We start from the raw sequence: 20,482 nt of genomic DNA, 5'->3' as shown, positions 1-20,482 counted from the left end.
TGGTCAGGTGCCCTTGGGGGTCAGGCGAACTCGGACCCCAGCAGACCGGTTCGCAGCCGCTGCACCATGCGGCTGATCAGGCGTGACACATGCATCTGGGAGATGCCGAGCTCATGGCCGATCTCCGCCTGCGTGCGCTCCTCGACGAACCGTAGATGGATGATCTGCCGCTCCCTGTCGTCGAGTTCGGCGATGAGCGGCGCCAACGAGTGGAAGTTTTCCACCAGTTCCAGCGCGGGCTCCTCCGCTCCGATGAAGTCGGCCAGCACCGACTCGCCGTCCGCGCCGCCGTCGGAGGTGAGCGCCGCGTCGAGGGAGGCGGAGGTGTAGCAGTTGGACGCCTTGCGCGCCTCGATGACCTCCTCCTCCGACAGCGACATCAGCTGCGACAACTCACGCGTCGTGGGCATCCGGCCCAGCCGCGTCTGCAACTCCTCGGTCGCACGGGCCAGTTCGACCCGCGCCTCCTGAAGCCGGCGCGGCACGTGCACCGCCCAGCTGGTGTCCCGGAAGAAACGCTTGATCTCGCCGACGATGTACGGCACGGCGAACGAGGTGAACTCGACCTCGCGGGACAGCTCGAACCGGTCGATGGCCTTGATCAGTCCGATCGTGCCGACCTGGACGATGTCCTCCATCGAGTCGCCCCGGCCGCGGAAGCGCGAGGCCGCGTACCGCACGAGCGACAGGTTCATCTCGATCAGGGTGTTGCGTACGTACTGGTACTCGTGTGTGCCCTCCTCCACGACGGCCAGCCGGTCGAAGAAGCGGCGCGAGAGCTCCCGCGCGTCCTTCGGGCTCACCTCGGTGGGTGCGTCGATGAGCGGAACCCCTCCGCGCGGGTCCTCGGTGCCCGCCTGCGTTGCCGTGGCCGTCGTTGCCTGTGCCGTCACGGCATCCATGCCGCTCACTCCGTTCGTCGAGCCGGTCGATGACGCAGTCCGTCTGCCCAGGCATCCGTGTCTCATGCGGGGGTGTTCCCCACGGACTTCTCACATGGACGCCCAGGCCGCGCTTTCGGTACGGAACGGACCGACACGTCCCGAATGCGGTTGCCGCCGCAGGGTAGTTGGTGCAAGGGGGCGCGAGAAGGGAGCAGCGTGACCATCGACGGAATCTGGGCGTACGCGCCGGGCAGCGGTCATGTCGAGGGGCATGACCCGACCGGCTACGCCGTCGTGACGGCCGACGGCACCCTCGGACACGTGGAACGCGAGGCCGGCCCGCACGGCCTGCGGCACCTGGTCGTCGACACGGGCGTCTGGCTGTTCGGCAGGAGCGCCGTCGTCCCGGTGGGCGTCGTGGCACGCGTCGACCACGCGGACCGCAAGGTCTCACTGGCCTGTACCGGGGAGGACGTCAAGGAAGCACCCCGCTTCCGCACCGACAGCGAGACGACGGACCCGGCGTATCTCGCCGCCGTCGGCGACCACTACCGCCGGCTGACCCCGCGCGGCACGACACCGGCGTGAGAGAGGAGGAACTCGCGCCCGCCGGGCGGGCGTTCGGCCCGGCGGTGCCGGTGACGACCGCCGCGTCCGCCCGGGCCCACACTCGCGCGGTGGTGGCCGCCCGGTGGGACCCGTCGGTGCGGCCGGCGCGGGAGGAGGACGTCATCGACCTGCTGCTCGTCGTCTCGGAACTGGTGGCCAACGCTCTGCGGCACGGCGGCGGACTCGCCGGGTTCGAGCTGACGCCCGTGTGCGGCGGGATCCGCCTGGCCGTACACGACCACAGCGACGACGAACCCGCCGCTGCGTACGGACCGGGCTTCCCGCGAGCCGGACAGGGCACGGGCGGCTACGGCTGGCCGCTGGTCGTACGGCTGGCCCGAGACATCACCGTCGAGAAAAGGCCCACGGGCGGGAAGACGATCAGCGTGTTCGTGCCGGTCCGGGCCACCGGCCGGCCGGGCTGACGGGCGGCACGCACTCAGTCGCCGCCTCGTTCCGCGCCTTCACCACGGCAGGAAGACGTGGACGTCCTTTCCCTCTCCCTGGCCCGCCGGGTTGGGCACCACGCTGACCTGACTGCAGAGCGTGTGCACCAGATACCAGCCGATGCCGCCGCCCCCGCTGTCGGGATGGAACGGCCGCGGTGACGGCGGGGTGCTGTTGGTGTCGTGGACCGTGACGTGCACTCCGTCGAAGGTGGGGCGCAGATGCAGTTCGAAGGGGCCCGGCGCGTACTGGACCGCGTTGGCGGCCAGCTCCGCGACGATCAGCACGATGTCGTGCCAGCACTCCGGCGCCGTGGGCGGCGAGGCCCGAGCCAGCTCGCGGAGGAACTCCTCCGCGGCCAGACGCGCACCCGTCACATCCTGCGGTTCACCCGCGAAACGGGCCGTACGGGTCGGAATCGCCCAGGAGGACAATGCTTCGTTACCACGCGGCTCGGTTGCCATGTCGTCTGTGCGGCCCCGCTGCTGCCGGGACCGGCGTCCTTTCTCGTACGGCTCTCTGGCGTCGCCCCTTTCAGGGTTCCCGGGCCCGTACAGGCTACGCGTCCGGCTCCCACCGGCATACGACGGCGGCGGCCCACGACGGGCCGCCCTGCGTCCGCGCGGCGTGACTCACCGGAACACGTCGTCCGCGTCGTCCCAGCTCAGCACCTCCTCCGGTGCGCTCTGCCGGGGCAGCCGCGCCCGCGCCTGGTACATCGCCTCGATCTCCGCCGCGTAGTGCGCCACGATCGAGTCACGGCGCAGCTTCATCGAGGGCGTCAGCAGACCGTTGGTCTGGTCGAACGGCTGCGGCAGGATGCGGAAGGCCCGGATCGACTCCGATCGGGACACCGCGCTGTTGGCCGCGGCCACCGCCCGCCCGATCTCCTCCCGCAGAGCGTTCTCCTCGCGTGCCTCCCGGCTCTGCATGTCGCCGTGCAACGTGAGGCTCCCGCGCCAGTGCGTCAGGAAGTCGGGATCCAGGGTGATCAGCGCGCCCACACAGGGCCGGTTGTCACCCACGACCACCGCCTGGTGGACGAGCGGATGCATCCGCAGCCGCTGCTCCAGCGCGGTCGGCGCCACGCTCTTGCCGCTGCTGGTGATGATGACGTCCTTCTTGCGGCCGGTGATCGTGAGGTAGCCGTCGGAGTCCAGGAACCCGAGGTCGCCCGTGGCCAGCCAGCCGCCCCACAACGCGGCGCGCGTCGCGCTGTCGTCGTTGACGTAGCCCTGGAACACCGACGGGCCGCGCACCAGGATCTCCCCGTCGTCCGCCACCCGGATGTCCGTGCCCGGCAGCGGTTGTCCGACGGTGCCCGACTTCTCCCGGCCCAGCGGCTGCATGGTGATCCCGCCGCTGGTCTCGGTCAGGCCGTACCCGTCGTGCACGTAGATGCCGATGCCCTCGTAGAAGAGGGACAGGTCGCGATGGAGCGGGGAGCCGCCCGAGGTGGCGCGGTGGACGCGGCCGCCCAGCGCGGCCCGGAGCCTGCGGTACACCGTCCGTTCGAACAGGGCGTGCTGGAACCGCAGGTCGAACCCGGGCCCGGAGCCGCGGCCCAGCCGCTGCCGTTCGACGGCGGCCGCGAAGTCCCGGGCCGTCTCCGCCGCCCGCTCGAACAGGGCACCGCGCCCCGCCTCCTGGGCCGCCCGCAGGAAGTTCTTGTAGATCTTCTCGAACACCGACGGGACCGCGTACAGATACGTCGGACGGAACGTGCGCAGCGACTCCGCCAGCGCGTCCGCGCCGAGATCGGGCTCGTGGCCCATCAGGATGCCGCCGCGCAGGCACATGCCCTGGATCATCAGGCCGTACACATGGGAGAACGGCAGGAAGGCGAGGACTCTCGCCTGCTCTCCCGCGGGCGCGGCCGTGTGCCCCCAGCCGGCCAGCAGCGTGTCGCAGGGGCTGGCCAGACTGCGGTGGCTCAGCGCGCAGCCCAGGGGGCGGCCCGAGGTGCCGGAGGTGTAGGCGATCACCGCGGTGGAGTCGGGCAGCACGATCCGGCGCAGCGAGTCCACCGTGGTCATCGGCACCAACTCGCCGCGCTGCCCGAGCTCTTCGAGAGCCCCCGCGTCCAACTGCCAGACGTGTCGCAGCGAGGGCAGAGCCGCGCACACCGAACCCACGGTCATGACGCTCTGTTCGTCCTCGACGACCACACCCACACAGCCGGCGTCCCGCAGGATCCACTCGACCTGCTCGCGCGAGGACGTCGGATAGACGGGGACGACCTCGGCGCCCAGCGCCCACAGCGCGTGGCAGAGCACCGTCCACTCGTACCGGGTGCGCGCCATGATCGCCACGCGGTGACCGGGCTTGATCCCGGACGCCACGAACCCCTTGGCCAGGTCGCCCACCTCGTCCCGCAGCTCGACGGCCGTCACCTCCTCCCAGACGGCGGAGGCGGTGTCCGGGCGACGGGAGAGCACCGGGAGTGTGGGAGTACGGGCGGCTGTCTCGAAGACGCTGTCTGCGAGCCCTCCGGTGAGGGGAGAGACGGTTGGGGGAGCGAGGGCGAAGTCGCGCATGCGCTGCTCCTGTGACGTGTACGGGCTGTGACTCCGCCGACGGGAACTGTTATCGACGGTGGTCGAATCTAGCCCAGGTGAGACCGGTTGTGGCCTGGAACGAATAAGTAATCCGCCTTGACGATCCCGACCGGCCAGGGTGCCTCAGGTCTGGGTGTGCCGCACGCAGGTGCTGACGACCTCGCGCAGGCTGCCCGTGCGCTCCCACACCTCGCGCTGGATCCGCGAACCGTTGCCGCGCCGCAGCAGTTCGGCGCAGGACTCGCTGGCCCGCTCCAGGTCCCCGCTGTCCGCCAGCGCGTCCTCGACATGCGCCAGCAGGGCCCGTACGACCGTCTCGGCGCGGGCGCGCCGCATGGTCGCCGGGTGCAGCAGGTCCGCGGTCAGCCCCGAGCGGGCGGCGCGCCAGCCGGCCAGCCGCAACAGGCTCACACTGTGGTCCAGCGGCTCCCGCCCGGCCTCCCAGTCCCGGGCGGCCGTCTCGACGAGCCCGCGCACCAGCGTGGCGATCAGCACGGCGGTGTCCGCGTGCAGACAGACGTCCGCCACCCGCACCTCCACCGTCGGATAGCGCGCCGACAGCCGGGCGTCGAAGTAGACCATGGCCTCGTCGAGGATCGTGCCCGTGGCCACCATGTCCGCCACCCGCCCGTGGTAGCGCTCCGCCGAACCGAACAGCTCGGTCGGACCCGCCGACGGCCAGCGATTCCACACCCGGCTGCGATAGCTGCTGTAGTCGGTCTCCCGGCCCTGCCAGAACGGCGAGTTGGCACTCAGTGCCGCCAGCACCGACAGCCAGGGCCGGATCCGGTCGATGACCGCGACACCCTCCTCGTCGGAGCCGACGGAGACATGGACGTGACAACCGCAGACGATCTGCTCGCGGGTCGCGATGCCGTACTGCTCCGCCATCCACTGGTAGCGCCGACCCCTGCTGACGGAGGGGCGCACCGCGAGCGGCGACGTGGCGAGCGCGGCGACCGCGCACCCCGTCTCACGCGCATGCCGGGCCGCCTCCCCGCGGATGCGCACGATCTCCGCGCCGAGCTCGCCCATGCCCGACTGCGGGTGGGTGGCGAACTCGAGCATCTGGTTGTGCAGTTCCGTCTGGAAGACGGGCGGGTGCTCCGCGGTCTCGCACCGCGAGGCGCGGGCGAGGACGGCGGCGGACAGGGACTGCGGCTCCCCGGTCTCCGGGTCGACCAGGAGGAGTTCCTCCTCCACTCCGACGGTGCGCACGGGATGCGGCCTTTCTCTGCGGCCTTCTCTGGTGGGTGGTACGCACCCGACTGCCCTGCCCGGACCTGTTCACACGGACGACGGCGTCAGCCACACGGTGGCCAGGGGCGGCAGCGTCAGCCTGAGCTCCCCCCGCTCGGGTGCGACGGGAGTGGGGCGGACGACGACGCCGCTGCCGCCGTAGCGCTCGGCGTCGGTGTTCAGCAGCTCGCGCCAGGCCGGGACCTCGCCGGGGACGACGAGAGGGTAGTCGTGGCGCACGACGGGGGAGAAGTTGCTGACGGCGAGGAGCGGAGCGCCCTGCGCGTCGTGGCGCAGGAACGCGAACACGTTGTCGTCCGCGGCGTCGCCGACCACCCACCGGAATCCGGCCGGGTCGGTGTCGCGCTCCCACAGGGCCGGGGTCGCCCGGTAGACCGTGTTGAGATCGCGGACCAGGTCCCGCACCCCCTGGTGATCGCCCGCGGACGCGTAACCGGGATCCAGCAGCCACCACTCGGGGCCATGGGCCTCGGACCACTCCGCGCCCTGCGCGAACTCCTGCCCCATGAAGAGGAGTTGCTTGCCCGGGTGGGCCCACATGAACCCGAGGTACGCCCGGTGGTTGGCGCGCCGCTGCCACCAGTCGCCGGGCATCTTGGAGACCAGCGCCTGCTTGCCGTGGACCACCTCGTCGTGCGAGACGGGCAGGACGTAGTTCTCGCTGTAGGCGTACACCATCGAGAAGGTCATCTCGTTGTGGTGGTACTTGCGGTGCACCGGCTCCTTGCCGATGTACTGCAGCGAGTCGTGCATCCAGCCCATGTTCCACTTCAGGCCGAAGCCGAGCCCGCCGCTGTCGGTAGGCCGGGTCACCCCTTCCCAGGCGGTGGACTCCTCCGCGATCGTCACGACGCCGGGATTGCGTCGGTAGACCGTCGCGTTCATCTCCTGGAGGAACGCCTTCGCGTCCAGGTCCTCCCGGCCGCCGAACACGTTCGGCGTCCACTGTCCGGAGTCCCGCGAGTAGTCGAGATAGAGCATGGAGGCGACCGCGTCCACCCGCAGGCCGTCGACGTGGAACTCCTCGCACCAGTAAGTGGCGTTCGCCACGAGGAAGTTGCGCACCTCGACGCGTCCGAAGTCGAACTCGTACGTTCCCCAGTCCGGATGCTCGGCCCGCCGCGAGTCCCCGGGCTCGTACAGCGGATCCCCGTCGAACCGCGCCAACGCCCAGTCGTCCTTGGGGAAGTGGGCCGGCACCCAGTCCACGATCACACCGATCCCGGCCCGGTGCAGGGCGTCCACCAGGTACTTGAAGTCGTCCGGCGTACCGAGCCGCGAGGCCGGCGCGTAGAAACCGGTGACCTGATATCCCCAGGACCCCGAGAACGGGTGCTGGGCGACCGGCATGAACTCCACATGGGTGAAGCCGAGGCCGTTGACGTATGCCGGTAGCTCCTCCGCCAGTTGACGGTACGTCATCCCGGGCCGCCAGGACGGCAGGTGGACCTCGTACACGGAGAACGGCGCCACGTGCACGGGAACGTCGCCCCGGTGCGCCATCCACTCCTCGTCCGACCACTCGTGGTGCGAGGCGTGCACGATCGACGCCGTGTCCGGCGGCACCTCCGCGCGCCGGGCCATCGGGTCGGCCTTGAGGAAGCGGTGGCCGTAGCGGGAGGTGATCTCGAACTTGTACCGGGCGCCCTCGCCGATCCCGGGAAGGAACAGCTCCCACACCCCGGACGATCCCAGGGACCGCATCGGGAACGCGGTCCCGTCCCAGAAACAGAAGTCCCCGGCTACCCGCACGCCCTGGGCGTTCGGCGCCCACACCGTGAACCGGGTGCCGATCACCCCCTGGTGGGCCATCGGCTCAGCGCCGAGCGCCTTCCACAACTCCTCGTGCCGCCCCTCACGGATGAGATGCAGATCGAGGTCGCCGAGGGCCGGCAGGAAGCGGTACGGGTCGTCCACCTTGTGCTCGGCGCCCTCGTACGACACCAGCAGCGAGTACGCGGGCACCGCGGCGAGCGGCAGGACGACGGCGAAGAGGCCGTCGCCCTCCGAGACCAGCGGAGTGGGATCGCCGTCGATCACGACGCTCACGGCGTCGGCGAAGGGCCGCAGGGCCCGGAAGAGGATCCCGCCCGGCACCGGGTGCGCCCCCAGCAGCGCGTGCGGATCGTGGTGGGCGCCCGAGAGCAGGCGTCCGCGGTCGGCCGGGTCGAGCGCGGGCGCCGTGCGCGGGCGGGGGCCGGCCGGCTCGGGCGGAGAGGTGTCACGCAGGGCCACAGGGGTCAGCCTCCTCGGACGGCGAGTCGTTCGATCGCCGCCATGGGTACGGGCAGCCAGTCGGGACGGTTCCGGGCCTCGTACAGCACTTCGTACACGGCTCGGTCCGTCTCGTAGGCACGCAACAGGGCATGTTTCTTACGGGGGTCCCAGCCCGCATGGGCCGCGTAGCCCGCGCAGTAGGCCTCCCGGCAGCGGCGCGCCCACTCCGGCCGCCACGGGCGGCGCTGGCGGGCGGCGTAGTCGAAGGAGCGCAGCATCCCGGCGATGTCACGGACCGGGGAGTGGGCGCTGCGCCGCTCGGCCAGCGGGCGGGACGGCTCGCCCTCGAAGTCGATGACGAACCAGTCCCGTCCGGCCCGCAGGACCTGACCGAGGTGCAGGTCGCCGTGGATGCGCTGGGCGGGCGGGCCGGCATCGCACACGGAGAGCGCGCCGAAGGCGGTGGTGAGGCCCGGCACGAACGGGCGCAGCGCCGGCACATGGTGTGCGGCCACCTCCAGCCGCTCGGTCATCGCCGCCGCCGTACGCCCGTCCTCCGCGTCCGGACCGGCCGGGAGGGCCGCGGCCAGCGCCAGGTGGACGTCCGCCGTGGCCCGCCCCAGTTCCTCGGCCTCCGCCGTGAAGTCCTCCCCGCGGGCGAGCGCCCGCAGCGCCAGCGTCCAGCCGTCGGAGGCGTCGGGCAGGAACGGCTGGAGCACGCCGAGCGTCGCCTCCTGCGGATGCGTCGTGCGGAACCAGGCCACGGGCGCGGGTACTCGCCCGCACCCCTGGCCGGCCAGCGCGACCGGTACCTCCAGGTCGGGGTTCACCCCGGGCTGGATCCGCCGGAAGATCTTCAGGATGAACGCGTCCCCGTACACCAGCGAGGTGTTGGACTGCTCGGCCTCCAGCAGACGCGGCGCGAGCCCCGGGGGCAGTGACACGGACGGGGCAGACTCGAAGCACAACGGGCCCAGCGTGCCGGGGTGCCGCATCCGCTCCAGGAGCAGATGCGCCGACCGGGGGTCCTGCAACGCGTCATGGACCGTCAGCCCCGCCATCGGCCCGTCCTCCACCCTGCCGATCAGTGCACGGCCCAGCCGAGGCGACAGATGCTCCTGGACGCCGAGGAGCAGCTGGTAGCAGTCACCGGCCGGGGGAGTGCCCCCGGGCGTCGGAACACCCGACTGATCGGCGTGCACGAGCAGATGCAGACAGCCCGGATACAGCTCGGTCATCGACAGCATGCGCAGGTCGGTGAGGGGCCGGTCCTTGCCGGCGAACCAACGCTGCCGCGGCAGCCACTCGCACAGCAGCGTGGCGAGCGGCCCGACGGTGCGGACGCCGCTCGCGCTGCTCGGTCGCAGGGGTGCGGTCTTCGTCACGGTGACCCATCCTTTCCTCGGCGCACGCTCACGGGCGGCGGCCGATCCGGGACGCGGCTCTGGTGAGCCGGAACCAGTAGAAGCCGTGGCCCGCGAGGGTGAGCAGGTAGGGCAGTTCACCGATGGCGGGGAAACGGACTCCGCCGAACAGCTCGACGGGATGCCGGCCGTCGAACCGGCGCAGGTCGAGCTCGGTGGGCTGTGCGAAGCGCGAGAAGTTGTGCACGCACAGCACCAGGTCGTCCTCGAATTCGCGCAGGAAGGCGAGGACGGCGGGGTTGGAGGACTGCAGTTCGGTGTACGTCCCGAGGCCGAAGGCGGGGTTCTGCTTCCGGATCTCGATCATCCGCCGGGTCCAGTGCAGCAGCGACGAGGGCGACGACATCGACGCCTCGACGTTGGTGACCTGGTATCCGTAGACGGGGTCCATGATCGCGGGGAGGGAGAGCCGGCCCGGGTCGCAGGACGAGAAGCCCGCGTTGCGATCCGGTGTCCACTGCATGGGGGTGCGGACGGCGTCGCGGTCGCCGAGCCAGATGTTGTCGCCCATGCCGATCTCGTCGCCGTAGTAGAGGATCGGCGAGCCGGGGAGGGACAGGAGCAGGGCGGTGAAGAGCTCGATCTGGTTGCGGTCGTTGTCCAGGAGCGGGGCGAGCCGGCGGCGGATGCCGATGTTGGCGCGCATCCGCGGGTCTTTCGCGTATTCCGCGTACATGTAGTCGCGCTCTTCGTCGGTGACCATTTCGAGGGTCAGCTCGTCGTGGTTCCGCAGGAAGATGCCCCACTGGCATTTCGTGGGGATCGCCGGGGTCTTGGCGAGGATTTCCGAGACGGGGTAGCGGGATTCCCGGCGTACCGCCATGAAGATGCGGGGCATGACGGGGAAGTGGAACGCCATGTGGCATTCGTCGCCGCCGGAGGTGTAGTCGCCGAAGTAGTCGACGACGTCCTCGGGCCACTGGTTGGCCTCGGCGAGGATCACCGTGTCCGGGTAGTGGATGTCGATGTCGCGGCGCACCCGCTTGAGGAACTCGTGCGTGGCAGGCAGGTTCTCGCAGTTCGTGCCCTCGGCCGCGTAGAGATAGGGCACCGCGTCCAGTCGGAAGCCGTCGATCCCGAGGTCCAGCCAGAACCGGAGGGCGGCCAGGATCTCCTCCTGCACGGCCGGGTTCTCGTAGTTGAGGTCCGGTTGGTGGGAGAAGAAACGGTGGAAGAAGTACTGCTCGCGGACGGGGTCGAAGGTCCAGTTGGAGACCTCGGTGTCGACGAAGATGATGCGGGCGTCGCCGTACTGTTTGTCGTCGTCGGCCCACATGTAGTAGTCGCCGTAGGGTCCGTCGGGGTCTTTTCTCGATTCCTGGAACCACGGGTGCTGGTCGCTGGTGTGGTTCATCACGAAGTCGATGATGACGCGCATACCGCGTTGGTGGGCGGCGTCGACGAATTCCACGAAGTCGGCGAGGTCGCCGAATTCGGGGAGGACGGCGGTGTAGTCGGAGACGTCGTATCCGCCGTCACGGAGTGGTGATTTGAAGAAGGGCGGGAGCCAGAGGCAGTCGACTCCGAGCCATTGCAGGTAGTCGAGTTTGGCGGTGATTCCCTTGAGGTCGCCGACGCCGTCGCCGTTGCTGTCCTGGAAGGAGCGGACGAGGACCTCGTAGAACACGGCGCGTTTGAACCACTCGGGGTCGCGGTCCTTGGCGGGGGTGTCCTCGAAGGTGTCCGGAACAGGTGAGTTGACGGTCATGGCGGTCTGGAGCCTCCGATCGGCGGTGCGGGTCACCGGACGTGGAACACGTGGGCAGGCGTCCGGCCGGGCTCCAGGCGCACGTAGTTCGTGCTGCCCCAGGCGTATGTCTCACCCGTCAGTTCGTCGTGCACGGACAGGGATGCGCCGTGGTCCAGGCCGAGTTGCGGCATGTCCAACGAGACCGTGGCCTCCTGGGTGTGGTGGGGGTCGAGGTTGACGACCACCAGAACCGTGTTCGAGCCCGCGCGCTTGCTGTACGCGATGACGGAGGGGTTGTCCGTGCCGTGGAAGCGGAGGTTCCGCAGCCAGTGCAGGGCCGGGTTCGCCCGCCGGATCTCGTTGAGCTTCGTGATCAGCGGCGCGAGCGTGTGGCCCTCGCGTTCGGCCGCGGCCCAGTCACGGGGTTTGAGCTGGTATTTCTCCGAGTCGAGGTATTCCTCGCCGCCTTCCTTCAGCGGTGTGTTCTCGCAGAGTTCGTAGCCGCTGTAGATGCCCCAGGTCGGGGAGAGGGTGGCGGCGAGGACGGCGCGGACCTCGAAGGCGGGGCGGCCGCCGTGCTGCAGGTAGGCGTGCAGGATGTCGGGGGTGTTGGCGAACAGATTGGGCCGCATGTAGGAGGCGGCCTCCCCCGAGAGTTCGGTGAGGTACTCCGTCAGTTCCTGCTTCGTGTTGCGCCAGGTGAAGTAGGTGTAGGACTGCTGGAAGCCGATCTGGCCGAGCGTGTGCATCATCGCGGGGCGGGTGAAGGCCTCGGCGAGGAAGATCACGTCGGGGTCGGTGCGGTTGATCTCCGCGATGACCCGCTCCCAGAACACGACCGGCTTGGTGTGCGGGTTGTCGACGCGGAAGATCCGCACTCCGTACGACATCCAGTGGCGCAGCACGCGCTGGGTCTCGGAGATCAGACCCTTCATGTCGGCGTCGAAGGCCAGGGAGTAGATGTCCTGGTACTTCTTCGGCGGGTTCTCGGCGTATGCGATCGTCCCGTCCGGCCGGTGATGGAACCACTCGGGGTGTTTTTGCACCCAGGGGTGGTCGGGGGAGCACTGGAGGGCGAAGTCGAGGGCGATCTCCAGGCCGAGCTCGCGCGCCCGCTCCACGAACCGGGCGAAGTCCTCGAGGGTGCCCAGGTCGGGGTGGACGGCGTCGTGGCCGCCTTCGGGCGAGCCGATCGCCCAGGGCACGCCGACGTCGTCCGGACCGGGGTCGAGCGTGTTGTTGCGGCCCTTGCGGAAGGTCGTGCCGATCGGATGGATCGGCGGCAGGTAGACGACGTCGAAGCCCATCGCGGCGATGGCCGGGAGCCTGCGGGCGGCGGTGCGGAAAGTACCGTGCGGACGCTCTGGAGTCCCCTCGGAGCGGGGGAAGAACTCGTACCAGGCGCCGTACAGGGCGCGTTCGCGCTCCACCAGCAGAGGCAGCGGCTCGGAGGCGGTGACCAGGTCGCGCAGCGGATACCGGGCGAGGACGGCGGCCGCCTCCAGCGCCGTGGCCGCCGCGTAGCGCTCGGCCACCGGCAGGGCGTCGTCGAGCATCCTCTTCGCCGCGTCCCGCAGCAGGTTGCGCTCGGGCCCGCGCGGGGCGCGGGCGGCCGCCCGCTCGTAGAGCCGGCCGCCCTCCTCCAGGACCAGACCCGTGTCGATGCCCGCCGGGATCTTGATCTCGGCGTGGCGGCGCCAGGTGGCGACCGGGTCGCTCCAGGCCTCCACGGTGTAGGTCCAGCGGCCCATGGCCTCCAGGGTCACATCGGCCCCCCAGCGGTCGCTGCCGGGGGCGAGTTCGCGCATCGGTGTCCAGGGTCCACGGCCGCCGTCCGGGCCCTTGAGGACCACGTTGGCGCCGATGGCGTCGTGGCCCTCGCGAAACACCGTCGCGGAGATCCGCACCGTCTCTCCGGTCACGGCTTTCGCCGGCCGCCTGCCGCACTCCACGCGCGGTTCGACGTCCCGTACCGGGATACGGCCGATCGCCCTGGTGGACTTCACCTCTGCACCTCCGCTTGCTGAAACTGGCTTCACTCGCCCGGTGTTGGGCGACCGAACTGCACCGACACCGGAGCGCTACGTCTCCGCCGGAAGGCACGGGAGGGAGCGCGTCGCCGAGAGCCGCGCGACGCCGTTGCGCCGGCTCGGGCCCCTGCGCTCCCGGTGATAAACGTCAGTGACGGCCCGCAGATACTGTTCGGCGGCGTCCGCGGCCTCCCGTGCGCAGCGCTTGCCCATCAGCACGCACAGGGTGTACCCGCAGTCCTCGAAGGTGGCCCGCACCGCGTGGTCGCCGGGGCGCGCGAGCATGGCCCGCTCCCAGGACCGGTAACTGCCCAGGGCTCTGGCGACTTCGGTCTTCGCTGGTTGCAGCATCGCGCTGTTCACCTTCCGGGAGTCCAAGAGGTACGCCGCTCGAAACGAGCGGGCCGGCCCTTTCCGCAGAGGCGCGAAAGCGTCCAACCTCCCGAGGCCTTCACTTATGGTGCACGGCGCATCACCCAACGTCCTGTTGGATCTTGGTTGTGGTGTGCTCGTGTTGCACGAATGGCGTAGCAGCCGCACTGTGGTTGTGACTCAGAAGCGATTACCGCTCACGCTTCGTGTTGGGGAACGGCCCGTCGGGCCGAACGGGAGCGGGAGTCTCGCCGGTGAGGAGCGAACGACGATGAAGACCGCAGTCCCCTGCTACTACCACCTCGACGTGGACGTCAGTCCGGAACGGGTCGGACAGGTCAGGCGCATCCTGGCCGCGCATCTGAAGTACTGGGACCTCGAGACGCTCGTCGAGCCTGTCTGCCGCGGCGTCGAGATGCTGCTGAAGGCCATCGACGAACACGCGAGGGACAAGCACACGTCGATCGAGATGTGGTGGAACGGCCAGCATCTGATCACGGCCATCGGGGGCGACGACCGGCATCTGCGCCCCGACCAGGACCTGCGGGCCTGCCTGGAGCGCATCGCCGCGATGAGCGACGGCTGGGGCTGCTGCGCCACCGACACCGGCAGCAAGGTCATCTGGTTCTCCCAGCGGGCCCGCGCCGGCGAGCGCGTCCCCCTCGTACCGACCGTGCCGGCGCCCAGCCTGCGCGAGGTGCGCCCGGTGCCCCGCGAACTGCCGGTGGCGGCTCTGGCCGCCCCGGCGGGCGAGGCACATGGCGTCCTGGAGGCCGCCCGGTGACCTCGCGGCCGAACCGGACGGACCGGAGTGCAGGGGTGCCCGCCTGGAGCGGGCACCCCTACCCGTTGGGCGCCGACTTCGACGGGCAGGGCACCAACTTCGCCTTGTTCAGCGAGGTCGCCGAGCACGTCGATCTCGTCCTCGTCGACGACGACGGCACCGTCCGCGGGGTCCCGCTGACCGAGGTCGACGGCTTCGTCTGGCACGCCTATCTGCCCGGGGTCGGCCCCGGGCAGCGTTACGGCTTCCGGGTGCACGGGCCGTGGGACCCGGCCTCCGGGCACCGGTGCAACCCGGCGAAACTGCTGCTCGACCCCTACGCACGGGCCGTCGACGGCCAGATCGACAACCACGCCTCCCTCTTCGAACGGGCGGGCGAGCGCCCCGACCCGGCGGACAGCGCCGGACACACCCTGCTCGGCGTGGTCACCGACCCCGCCTTCGACTGGGGCGACGACAAGCCGCGCCGGCGCTCCTACGCCGACACGGTGATCTACGAGGCCCATGTCCGCGGCCTCACCCGCACCCACCCCGACGTCCCGCCCGCTCTGCGCGGCACCTACGCCGGCCTCGCGCACCCCGCGGTGACCGGGCACCTCACCTCGCTGGGCGTGACGGCGATCGAGCTGATGCCGGTCCACCAGTTCGTGCAGGACGGTGTGCTGAAGGACCGGGGGCTGTCCAACTACTGGGGCTACAACACCATCGGCTTCTTCGCCCCCCACAACGCCTACGCCGCCCGCGGCACCCGCGGCGAACAGGTCACCGAGTTCAAGGCCATGGTGAAGGAGCTGCACGCGGCCGGCCTCGAAGTGATCCTCGACGTCGTCTACAACCACACCGCCGAGGGCAACGAGAAGGGCCCGACCCTCTCCTTCCGCGGTATCGACAACGCCTCCTACTACAGGCTCGTCGACGGCGACTGGTCGCACTACTACGACACCACCGGCACCGGCAACAGCCTGCTCATGCGGCACCCGTACGTCCTCCAGCTGATCATGGACTCGCTGCGGTACTGGGTGACGGAGATGCACGTCGACGGCTTCCGCTTCGACCTGGCGGCCACCCTCGCCCGCCAGTTCCACGAGGTGGACCGGCTGTCGGCGTTCTTCGACCTGATCCAGCAGGACCCGGTGATCAGCCGCGTCAAGCTCATCGCCGAACCCTGGGACGTGGGCGAGGGCGGCTACCAGGTGGGCAACTTCCCACCCCTGTGGTCGGAGTGGAACGGCCCCTACCGCGACGCCGTACGCGACTTCTGGCGGGCGGAACCCGGCTCGCTGGGCGAGTTCGCCTCCCGGCTGACTGGCTCCTCCGACCTGTACGCCCACAGCCGGCGCCGGCCGCGCGCCAGCGTCAACTTCGTCACCGCGCACGACGGGTTCACCCTGCGCGACCTCGTCTCGTACAACGACAAGCACAACGAGGCCAACGGCGAGGGCAACCGGGACGGCGAGAGCGCCAACCGCTCCTGGAACTGCGGGACCGAGGGCCCCACGGAGCGACCCGAGGTCCTCGAACTGCGCGCCCGGCAACAGCGCAACCTCCTCGCCACGCTGCTGCTGTCGCAGGGCATCCCGATGCTCTGCCACGGCGACGAACTCGGCCGCACCCAGGGCGGCAACAACAACGCCTACTGCCAGGACAACGAAGTCTCCTGGATCGACTGGCGGTTGACCGACGAGCAGCAATGCCTCGCCGACTTCTGCCGGCGCCTTCTCGCCCTGCGCGCCGACCACGCCGTACTGCGGCGGCGCCACTTCTTCCGCGGCGAGACCGTCACCCACGCCGGGCAGCCGCTGCCCGACCTGGTCTGGCTGTTGCCGGACGCGCACGAGATGAAGGCCCGCGACTGGCACCGCTCGGACGCGCACAGCGTCGGCGTCTTCCTCAACGGCGACGCCATCGCCGAACCCGACCCCCGCGGCCGGCCGGTCGTGGACGACTCGTTCCTGCTGCTGTTCAACAGCTACTGGGAACCCGTCGTCTTCCGGCTGCCCGGCCCCGCCTACGGCGAGCGCTGGACGGTGTGCGCCGACACCGCGGAATCCGACGGCGCCCCCGACGAGACGGAGTACAAGGCGGGCGCGGAGGTGACCCTGGACGCCCGCAGCCTGATCGTGCTGTCGCGGCCCCCGCGCCGCTCGGAGTGAGGCCGGGGACGCTCAGGGCCTGTCCGGCGCACTCCCCCCAAGCGGGCCCCTAGCGCTCCCGGCGCGAGATCACCGTGAACTGGGCGCCGTCCGGATCGCGCAGCACCGCCTCGTGGGCGGACTCGACCAGCACGCTGCCGCCGTGCTTCTCCGCGGCCCGCGCGCAGGCCGCCACGTCCGCGACGGCGAAGTGGACCTGCCAGTGCGGACGGATCGTCGGGTCGGGCGCCGCCTCCAGCGCGCCCGATTCGATCCGGGCCACCACATCGCCCCGGCTGCGCAGCACGACCTCGCCGGCCTCGTAGTGGACCTCGCAGCAGCCGGGGCGGTCCGTGGCCCAGTCGAGGATCTCGCCGTAGAAGATGGCGGAGTCGAAGGAGTCACGCGTGTGCAGCCTGATGAAGGCGGGCGCCGCCTGCCGCCAGGCCTCCCAGTTGCCCATCAGCTGCCCCTCCCAGACGCCGAAGGTCGCGCCGTCCCGGTCGGCCAGCAGCGCCGCCCGGCCCGGCGGCAGCGAGATCGGCCCCACGGCCACGGTCCCGCCGCGCTCCCGGGCACGGGATGCCGCCTCGTCCGCGCTGGGCACGGCGAAGTACGGCGTCCAGGCCACCGCCATCTGCCACATCGCGGCGACGGCGGCCACGCCGGCGACCGGCACGTTGCCGACCAGCGCCGTGCGGAAGTGGTCGCCGAGCGTCCCCCGGCGCCACTCCCAGCCCAGCACGGCCCCGTAGAACTCCTGTGTGGCCTCCAGGTCGCGGCTGGTCAGGCTCACCCAGCAGGGCGCGCCGAACACGGAGTGCGTGGAGACGGACCCTCTGGCACGGGCTGATGTCGGGTGGTGGTTCATGGCACTCGCGTTCCTGCTCTCTCGGCCGACGGGCGGTGTCTCCCACCAGTGTCCGGCCGCGACCGTCCCGGGCGCCCGCCGAGCGCTCCGGTGGCACGATGGGGTGATGGCACGAGTACCGCGTGGACCCAACGACGAAACGGCTCGGATCTTCGCTCTCGAGGCGGAGATCGGCCAGCTGAAGGAGGCGGTCGCTTCCCACGCGGTGGTGGACCAGGCGATCGGAGTGGTCGTCGCGCTGGGGCGGATGTCGCCCGACGAGGGGTGGGTCGTGCTGCGCGAGGTCTCCCAGCACACGAACGTCAAGCTGCGCAATGTGGCCGAACTGATCCTCGTCTGGGGGCGCACGGGAGACATGTCCGAGGAGATCCGTACGGAACTGGAGGACCTCCTGGACCGGCACGGTCCTCTCCAGATCCCCGGCGCACCCCCGTTGGAGTGAACGTCATCCCGCGTCGGCGGCGATCTCCGCGCGCAGCCGCGCGAAGCAGCCGCTGAGCAGCCGCGAGACGTGCATCTGCGAGATCCCCATCTGTTCCGCGATCCGGCTCTGCGTCATGCCCGCGAAGAACCGCAGGTACAGGATGGTCCGTTCGCGCTCCGGCAGGGCCCGCAGACAGGGCGCCACGGCCACCCGGTCGACGACGGTGTCGTAGCCGGTGTCGGGGTCGCCGAGGGCGTCCTCGAGCGCGTAGCCGTCGGTGCCGGGCAGCTCGGCCTCCAGCGACAGCGCGGAGAAGCACTCCAGAGCCTCCGCGCCGGTGCGCACCTCGTCCTCGCTCAGCTGCGCGTACGTGGCGATCTCGGCGACGGTCGGCGGCCGGCCCGGACTCGTCTGCGACAGCTCCTTCGCGGCATGCCGTACACGGTTGCGCAGGTCCTGGACCCGGCGCGGCACGTGCAGCGTCCACATGTGGTCGCGGAAATGGCGCTTGATCTCGCCCGTGATCGTCGGCACCGCGTACGCCTCGAAGGCGCGGCCGCGGTCCGGGTCGTAGTGATCGACGGCCTTGACGAGTCCCAGCGCCGCGACCTGGTACAGGTCCTCGAGGGCTTCGCCGCGCCCCCGGAACCGGACGGCGATCCGCTCGGCCATGGGCAGCCAGAGCCGGACCAGCTCGTCCTTGAGCGCCTGGCGCTCCGGCCCGGCGGGCAGCCCGGCGAGCCGTACGAAGGATTCGGTGGTGTCCGGGGCGTCGTCGTGGGGGTGCTGCTTGGTTCGGACGGTCGTACGCATCACGCGCGCCTCCCTCAGGAAGGTGCCGGTGAATGGGCGGACACCGTGGGAAGCGCTCACTCGGACGGCTCGGAGAACAGCCGGGGCCGGCCGCGCGGCGGGTCCCACGGACGTGCCTCCGGTCCGAAGCACTTCGTGCAGATTCCCGCGGTCGGACACCTTGAAACTGATTTGTTCATGTTTGCCCTGTGTCGCGCTTGACCTTCCGTGCCGCTTTCCCCCTCTTGGTCCTCCCTTGGTCCAGATGCCTCTGGCACAGAGGTAATCTCGCGAGCGTGGACGAGGAGACGTTCCCCGAAGAGCTCGCCGACGCGCTCGTCGGCGTCCAGCGGCTGCTCAGGAGGCGGCTGCGGGCCGGTCTGACCGTGCCGCGACTGCGCGGCGCCGAGGTCGAGCTGCTGCGGCTCGTCGAGTCCCGGCCCGGCATCGGCGTCTCGGACGCGGCCAGGGAGCTGTGCCTCGCGGGCAACTCGGTCTCGACTCTCGTCAATCAGCTGGTCAAGGACGGCTGCCTGGTCCGGGAGACCGACCCCGCCGACCGGCGCTTCGCCCGCCTGCTGCTCACCGACGCGGCCGAGGCCCGGCTGCGGGCGTGGAAGGAGCGGCGCGCCGCGCTCGTCGGCCGGCATGTCGCCTGCCTCGACGCCGCCGACCGCCAGGCCCTGCGCGCGGCGCTGCCGTCCCTGCGCGCGCTCGCCGTCACCCTGCACGAGGACGCCGAGGAGTCATGAGCGCCGACCGTGCCACGGACGCCGGCCGGCGTGTACACAGCTCGCCTACGCCTTCGGCGACACCAGGGCCGTCGACGGGCTCGACCTGACCGTCCGGGAGTGCGAGGTCTTCGGCCTGCTGGGACCGAACGGAGCCGGCAAGACCACCGCCATCCGCTGCATCACCACCCTGCTGCCGGTCCCGTCCGGGAGGGTGCGCGTCTTCGGCCACGACACCGCAGGGGACCGGATGGCAGTACGCCGACTGCCCGGCCACGTGCCCCAGCAGCTGTCCGCCGACTCGGGGCTCACCGGCCACGAGAACGTCGCCCTGTTCGCCCGCGTCTTCGACGTGTCCCGGCGCGAGCGTGCCGGACGCGTCGACCAGGCCCTGTGCGCCGGCGGCCTCACGGAGGCCGCCGACCGGCTCGCCGGCACCTGCTCCGGCGGCGTGGTCCGCCGTCTCGAACTCGCCCAGGCCCTGGTCGGCGTGCCACGGCTGCTGCGCCGGCATGCCGGCCCGCTGATCTTGCCCCGGAACGTGATGTGCGGCACGCCCCTGCAAGCCCTTTCCCGGGCCGTCGGCGGATTGTGCCTGCGCACGGCTTGATCAGCGATCAAAAGGGGTGAAGTCCCTGGCCACAGCTCATTCCGCTCATTTGACAGTGCGATCGGCGCACGGATAGGAAGCAGCCGGTAGAAGTCGAGAGGTGGACTGTGTACGAGCCGAACGTGGTCGGGGACTGGCAGGAGTACGACGAGCATGCCGGTCTGCGGGTCCGCGTCCACCGCCTGGAGCTGAGCGAGCCACCGCGGGGGCGCGACGACGCGGCAGAGGGGCTGACGTACTTCTGCCTCCGGGTGACCGTCGAGAACCGGGGCACCCTGCAACCCACGATCCACCTCGAGGACGGCCAGATCGACGTGCGGCTCGGACCCGACGGCGAGAGCGCGTTCATCGACTGGCGCAACTCGCAGTTCATCGAAGGGTTCGACGTCTACCCGCTGCGCCGGGTCACCGCCGTGCTCTACGCGGCGGGCCCCGAGGCCGCCCTGAGCCACGTGGACGTGCAGGTCCAGTTGCGGGCCGACGACGACTGGGCCGACCGCCGGCTGTGGACGGGCGGCATCGGGCTGCAGGAGGGCCCCGGCGGCGCCCCGGCCGGCGCGGGACGCGACAGCCTGGCCCGCCAGGTGAGCAACTTCCTGCGGGACCAGGCCGAAGAGGGCACCGCCTGACCGGCGCCGTCCTCTCGG

18 protein-coding genes and 1 pseudogene are annotated in these 20,482 nt (G+C 70.7%); 8 read left to right on the top strand and 11 right to left on the bottom strand.

The genetic code is table 11. The annotated features are described in order from the left end of the window. Nucleotides 1-20: 20 nt before the first annotated feature. Nucleotides 21-902 (bottom strand): RNA polymerase sigma factor SigF, encoded by an 882-nt coding sequence (locus OG289_RS02070; RefSeq protein ID WP_327312275.1) that lies wholly within the window; start codon nt 900-902, stop codon nt 21-23. A gap of 198 nt (nt 903-1,100) precedes the next feature. On the opposite strand from OG289_RS02070, the gene OG289_RS02065 reads away from it, so the two are divergent. Further along, complete coding sequence (locus OG289_RS02065) at nt 1,101-1,472, top strand: PRC-barrel domain containing protein (protein WP_327312274.1); 372 nt, start codon at nt 1,101-1,103, stop codon at nt 1,470-1,472. Next, a complete protein-coding gene (locus tag OG289_RS02060; protein ID WP_327312273.1) occupies nt 1,469-1,918 on the top strand; it encodes an ATP-binding protein in 450 nt (149 codons plus the stop codon). The genes OG289_RS02065 and OG289_RS02060 overlap by 4 nt, the downstream gene beginning before the upstream one ends. A gap of 39 nt (nt 1,919-1,957) precedes the next feature. Here the strand turns inward: OG289_RS02060 and OG289_RS02055 are convergent, their stop codons facing one another. The 8 genes from OG289_RS02055 to OG289_RS02020 form a co-directional block, all read right to left on the bottom strand. Beyond that, nucleotides 1,958-2,404, bottom strand: coding sequence for an ATP-binding protein (locus OG289_RS02055; protein ID WP_327312272.1), 447 nt, complete (start codon nt 2,402-2,404; stop codon nt 1,958-1,960). Between the two features lie 168 nt (nt 2,405-2,572). After that, a complete protein-coding gene (locus OG289_RS02050) occupies nt 2,573-4,477 on the bottom strand; it encodes an AMP-dependent synthetase/ligase (protein WP_327312271.1) in 1,905 nt (634 codons plus the stop codon). Between the two features lie 144 nt (nt 4,478-4,621). Further along, nucleotides 4,622-5,716 (bottom strand): glutamate--cysteine ligase 2, encoded by a 1,095-nt coding sequence (locus OG289_RS02045; protein WP_327312270.1) that lies wholly within the window; start codon nt 5,714-5,716, stop codon nt 4,622-4,624. A gap of 69 nt (nt 5,717-5,785) precedes the next feature. Further along, a complete protein-coding gene (glgB, locus tag OG289_RS02040) occupies nt 5,786-7,993 on the bottom strand; it encodes a 1,4-alpha-glucan branching enzyme (protein WP_327312269.1) in 2,208 nt (735 codons plus the stop codon). A gap of 5 nt (nt 7,994-7,998) precedes the next feature. Continuing rightward, on the bottom strand, nt 7,999-9,360 hold the full coding sequence (locus OG289_RS02035; RefSeq protein ID WP_327312268.1) for a maltokinase N-terminal cap-like domain-containing protein: 1,362 nt from the start codon (nt 9,358-9,360) through the stop codon (nt 7,999-8,001). 28 nt (nt 9,361-9,388) lie between these two features. Then, entirely contained in the window at nt 9,389-11,107 is a 1,719-nt protein-coding gene (gene treS, locus OG289_RS02030; RefSeq protein ID WP_327312267.1) for a maltose alpha-D-glucosyltransferase, read from the bottom strand. A 32-nt stretch (nt 11,108-11,139) separates the two neighbouring features. Further along, a complete protein-coding gene (locus OG289_RS02025; RefSeq protein ID WP_327312266.1) occupies nt 11,140-13,095 on the bottom strand; it encodes an alpha-1,4-glucan--maltose-1-phosphate maltosyltransferase in 1,956 nt (651 codons plus the stop codon). A gap of 75 nt (nt 13,096-13,170) precedes the next feature. Continuing rightward, on the bottom strand, nt 13,171-13,470 hold the full coding sequence (locus OG289_RS02020) for a DUF5133 domain-containing protein (RefSeq protein WP_327312265.1): 300 nt from the start codon (nt 13,468-13,470) through the stop codon (nt 13,171-13,173). Between the two features lie 292 nt (nt 13,471-13,762). Here OG289_RS02020 and OG289_RS02015 point away from each other — a divergent pair, with 292 nt between their 5' ends. Together OG289_RS02015 and glgX are read left to right on the top strand one after the other, a co-directional pair. Continuing rightward, nucleotides 13,763-14,275: a pep a2 gene (locus tag OG289_RS02015; RefSeq protein ID WP_327312264.1), complete on the top strand. Its 513-nt coding sequence runs from the start codon at nt 13,763-13,765 to the stop codon at nt 14,273-14,275. A gap of 35 nt (nt 14,276-14,310) precedes the next feature. Beyond that, nucleotides 14,311-16,428 carry a glycogen debranching protein GlgX gene (gene glgX / locus OG289_RS02010; protein ID WP_327312263.1) on the top strand — a complete coding sequence of 706 codons (2,118 nt, stop codon included), beginning with the start codon at nt 14,311-14,313 and terminating at the stop codon, nt 16,426-16,428. A gap of 49 nt (nt 16,429-16,477) precedes the next feature. On the opposite strand, the gene OG289_RS02005 is transcribed toward glgX, so the two are convergent. Further along, complete coding sequence (locus tag OG289_RS02005) at nt 16,478-17,278, bottom strand: VOC family protein (protein ID WP_327312262.1); 801 nt, start codon at nt 17,276-17,278, stop codon at nt 16,478-16,480. Between the two features lie 106 nt (nt 17,279-17,384). Between OG289_RS02005 and OG289_RS02000 the strand changes: the two genes are divergently transcribed. Further along, nucleotides 17,385-17,720, top strand: a complete 336-nt coding sequence (locus OG289_RS02000; protein WP_327312261.1) for an ANTAR domain-containing protein — start codon at nt 17,385-17,387, stop codon at nt 17,718-17,720. A gap of 3 nt (nt 17,721-17,723) precedes the next feature. Here the strand turns inward: OG289_RS02000 and OG289_RS01995 are convergent, their stop codons facing one another. Then, the gene (locus OG289_RS01995; RefSeq protein WP_327312260.1) at nt 17,724-18,515 is read right to left on the bottom strand and encodes a SigB/SigF/SigG family RNA polymerase sigma factor; all 792 of its coding nucleotides are present in this window, start codon (nt 18,513-18,515) and stop codon (nt 17,724-17,726) included. Nucleotides 18,516-18,790: 275 nt separating this feature from the next. On the opposite strand from OG289_RS01995, the gene OG289_RS01990 reads away from it, so the two are divergent. The 3 genes and pseudogenes from OG289_RS01990 to OG289_RS01980 all read left to right on the top strand — a co-directional run bounded on the left by OG289_RS01990 (nt 18,791) and on the right by OG289_RS01980 (nt 20,464). After that, on the top strand, nt 18,791-19,246 hold the full coding sequence (locus OG289_RS01990) for a MarR family winged helix-turn-helix transcriptional regulator (RefSeq protein ID WP_327312259.1): 456 nt from the start codon (nt 18,791-18,793) through the stop codon (nt 19,244-19,246). Then, a pseudogene (locus OG289_RS01985) lies at nt 19,243-19,730 on the top strand (ATP-binding cassette domain-containing protein); the annotation flags it as partial. The gene OG289_RS01990 and the pseudogene OG289_RS01985, both read left to right, overlap by 4 nt. A 212-nt stretch (nt 19,731-19,942) precedes the next feature. Continuing rightward, nucleotides 19,943-20,464 (top strand): hypothetical protein, encoded by a 522-nt coding sequence (locus tag OG289_RS01980; protein WP_327312258.1) that lies wholly within the window; start codon nt 19,943-19,945, stop codon nt 20,462-20,464. The last annotated feature ends 18 nt before the right edge of the window (nt 20,465-20,482 follow it).

It is taken from the genome of Streptomyces sp. NBC_01235, from assembly GCF_035989285.1.
Lineage (GTDB): Bacteria > Actinomycetota > Actinomycetes > Streptomycetales > Streptomycetaceae > Streptomyces.
The sequence above is the reverse complement of the archived record's forward strand: the minus strand, read 5'-3'. Positions and strand labels throughout refer to the sequence as shown.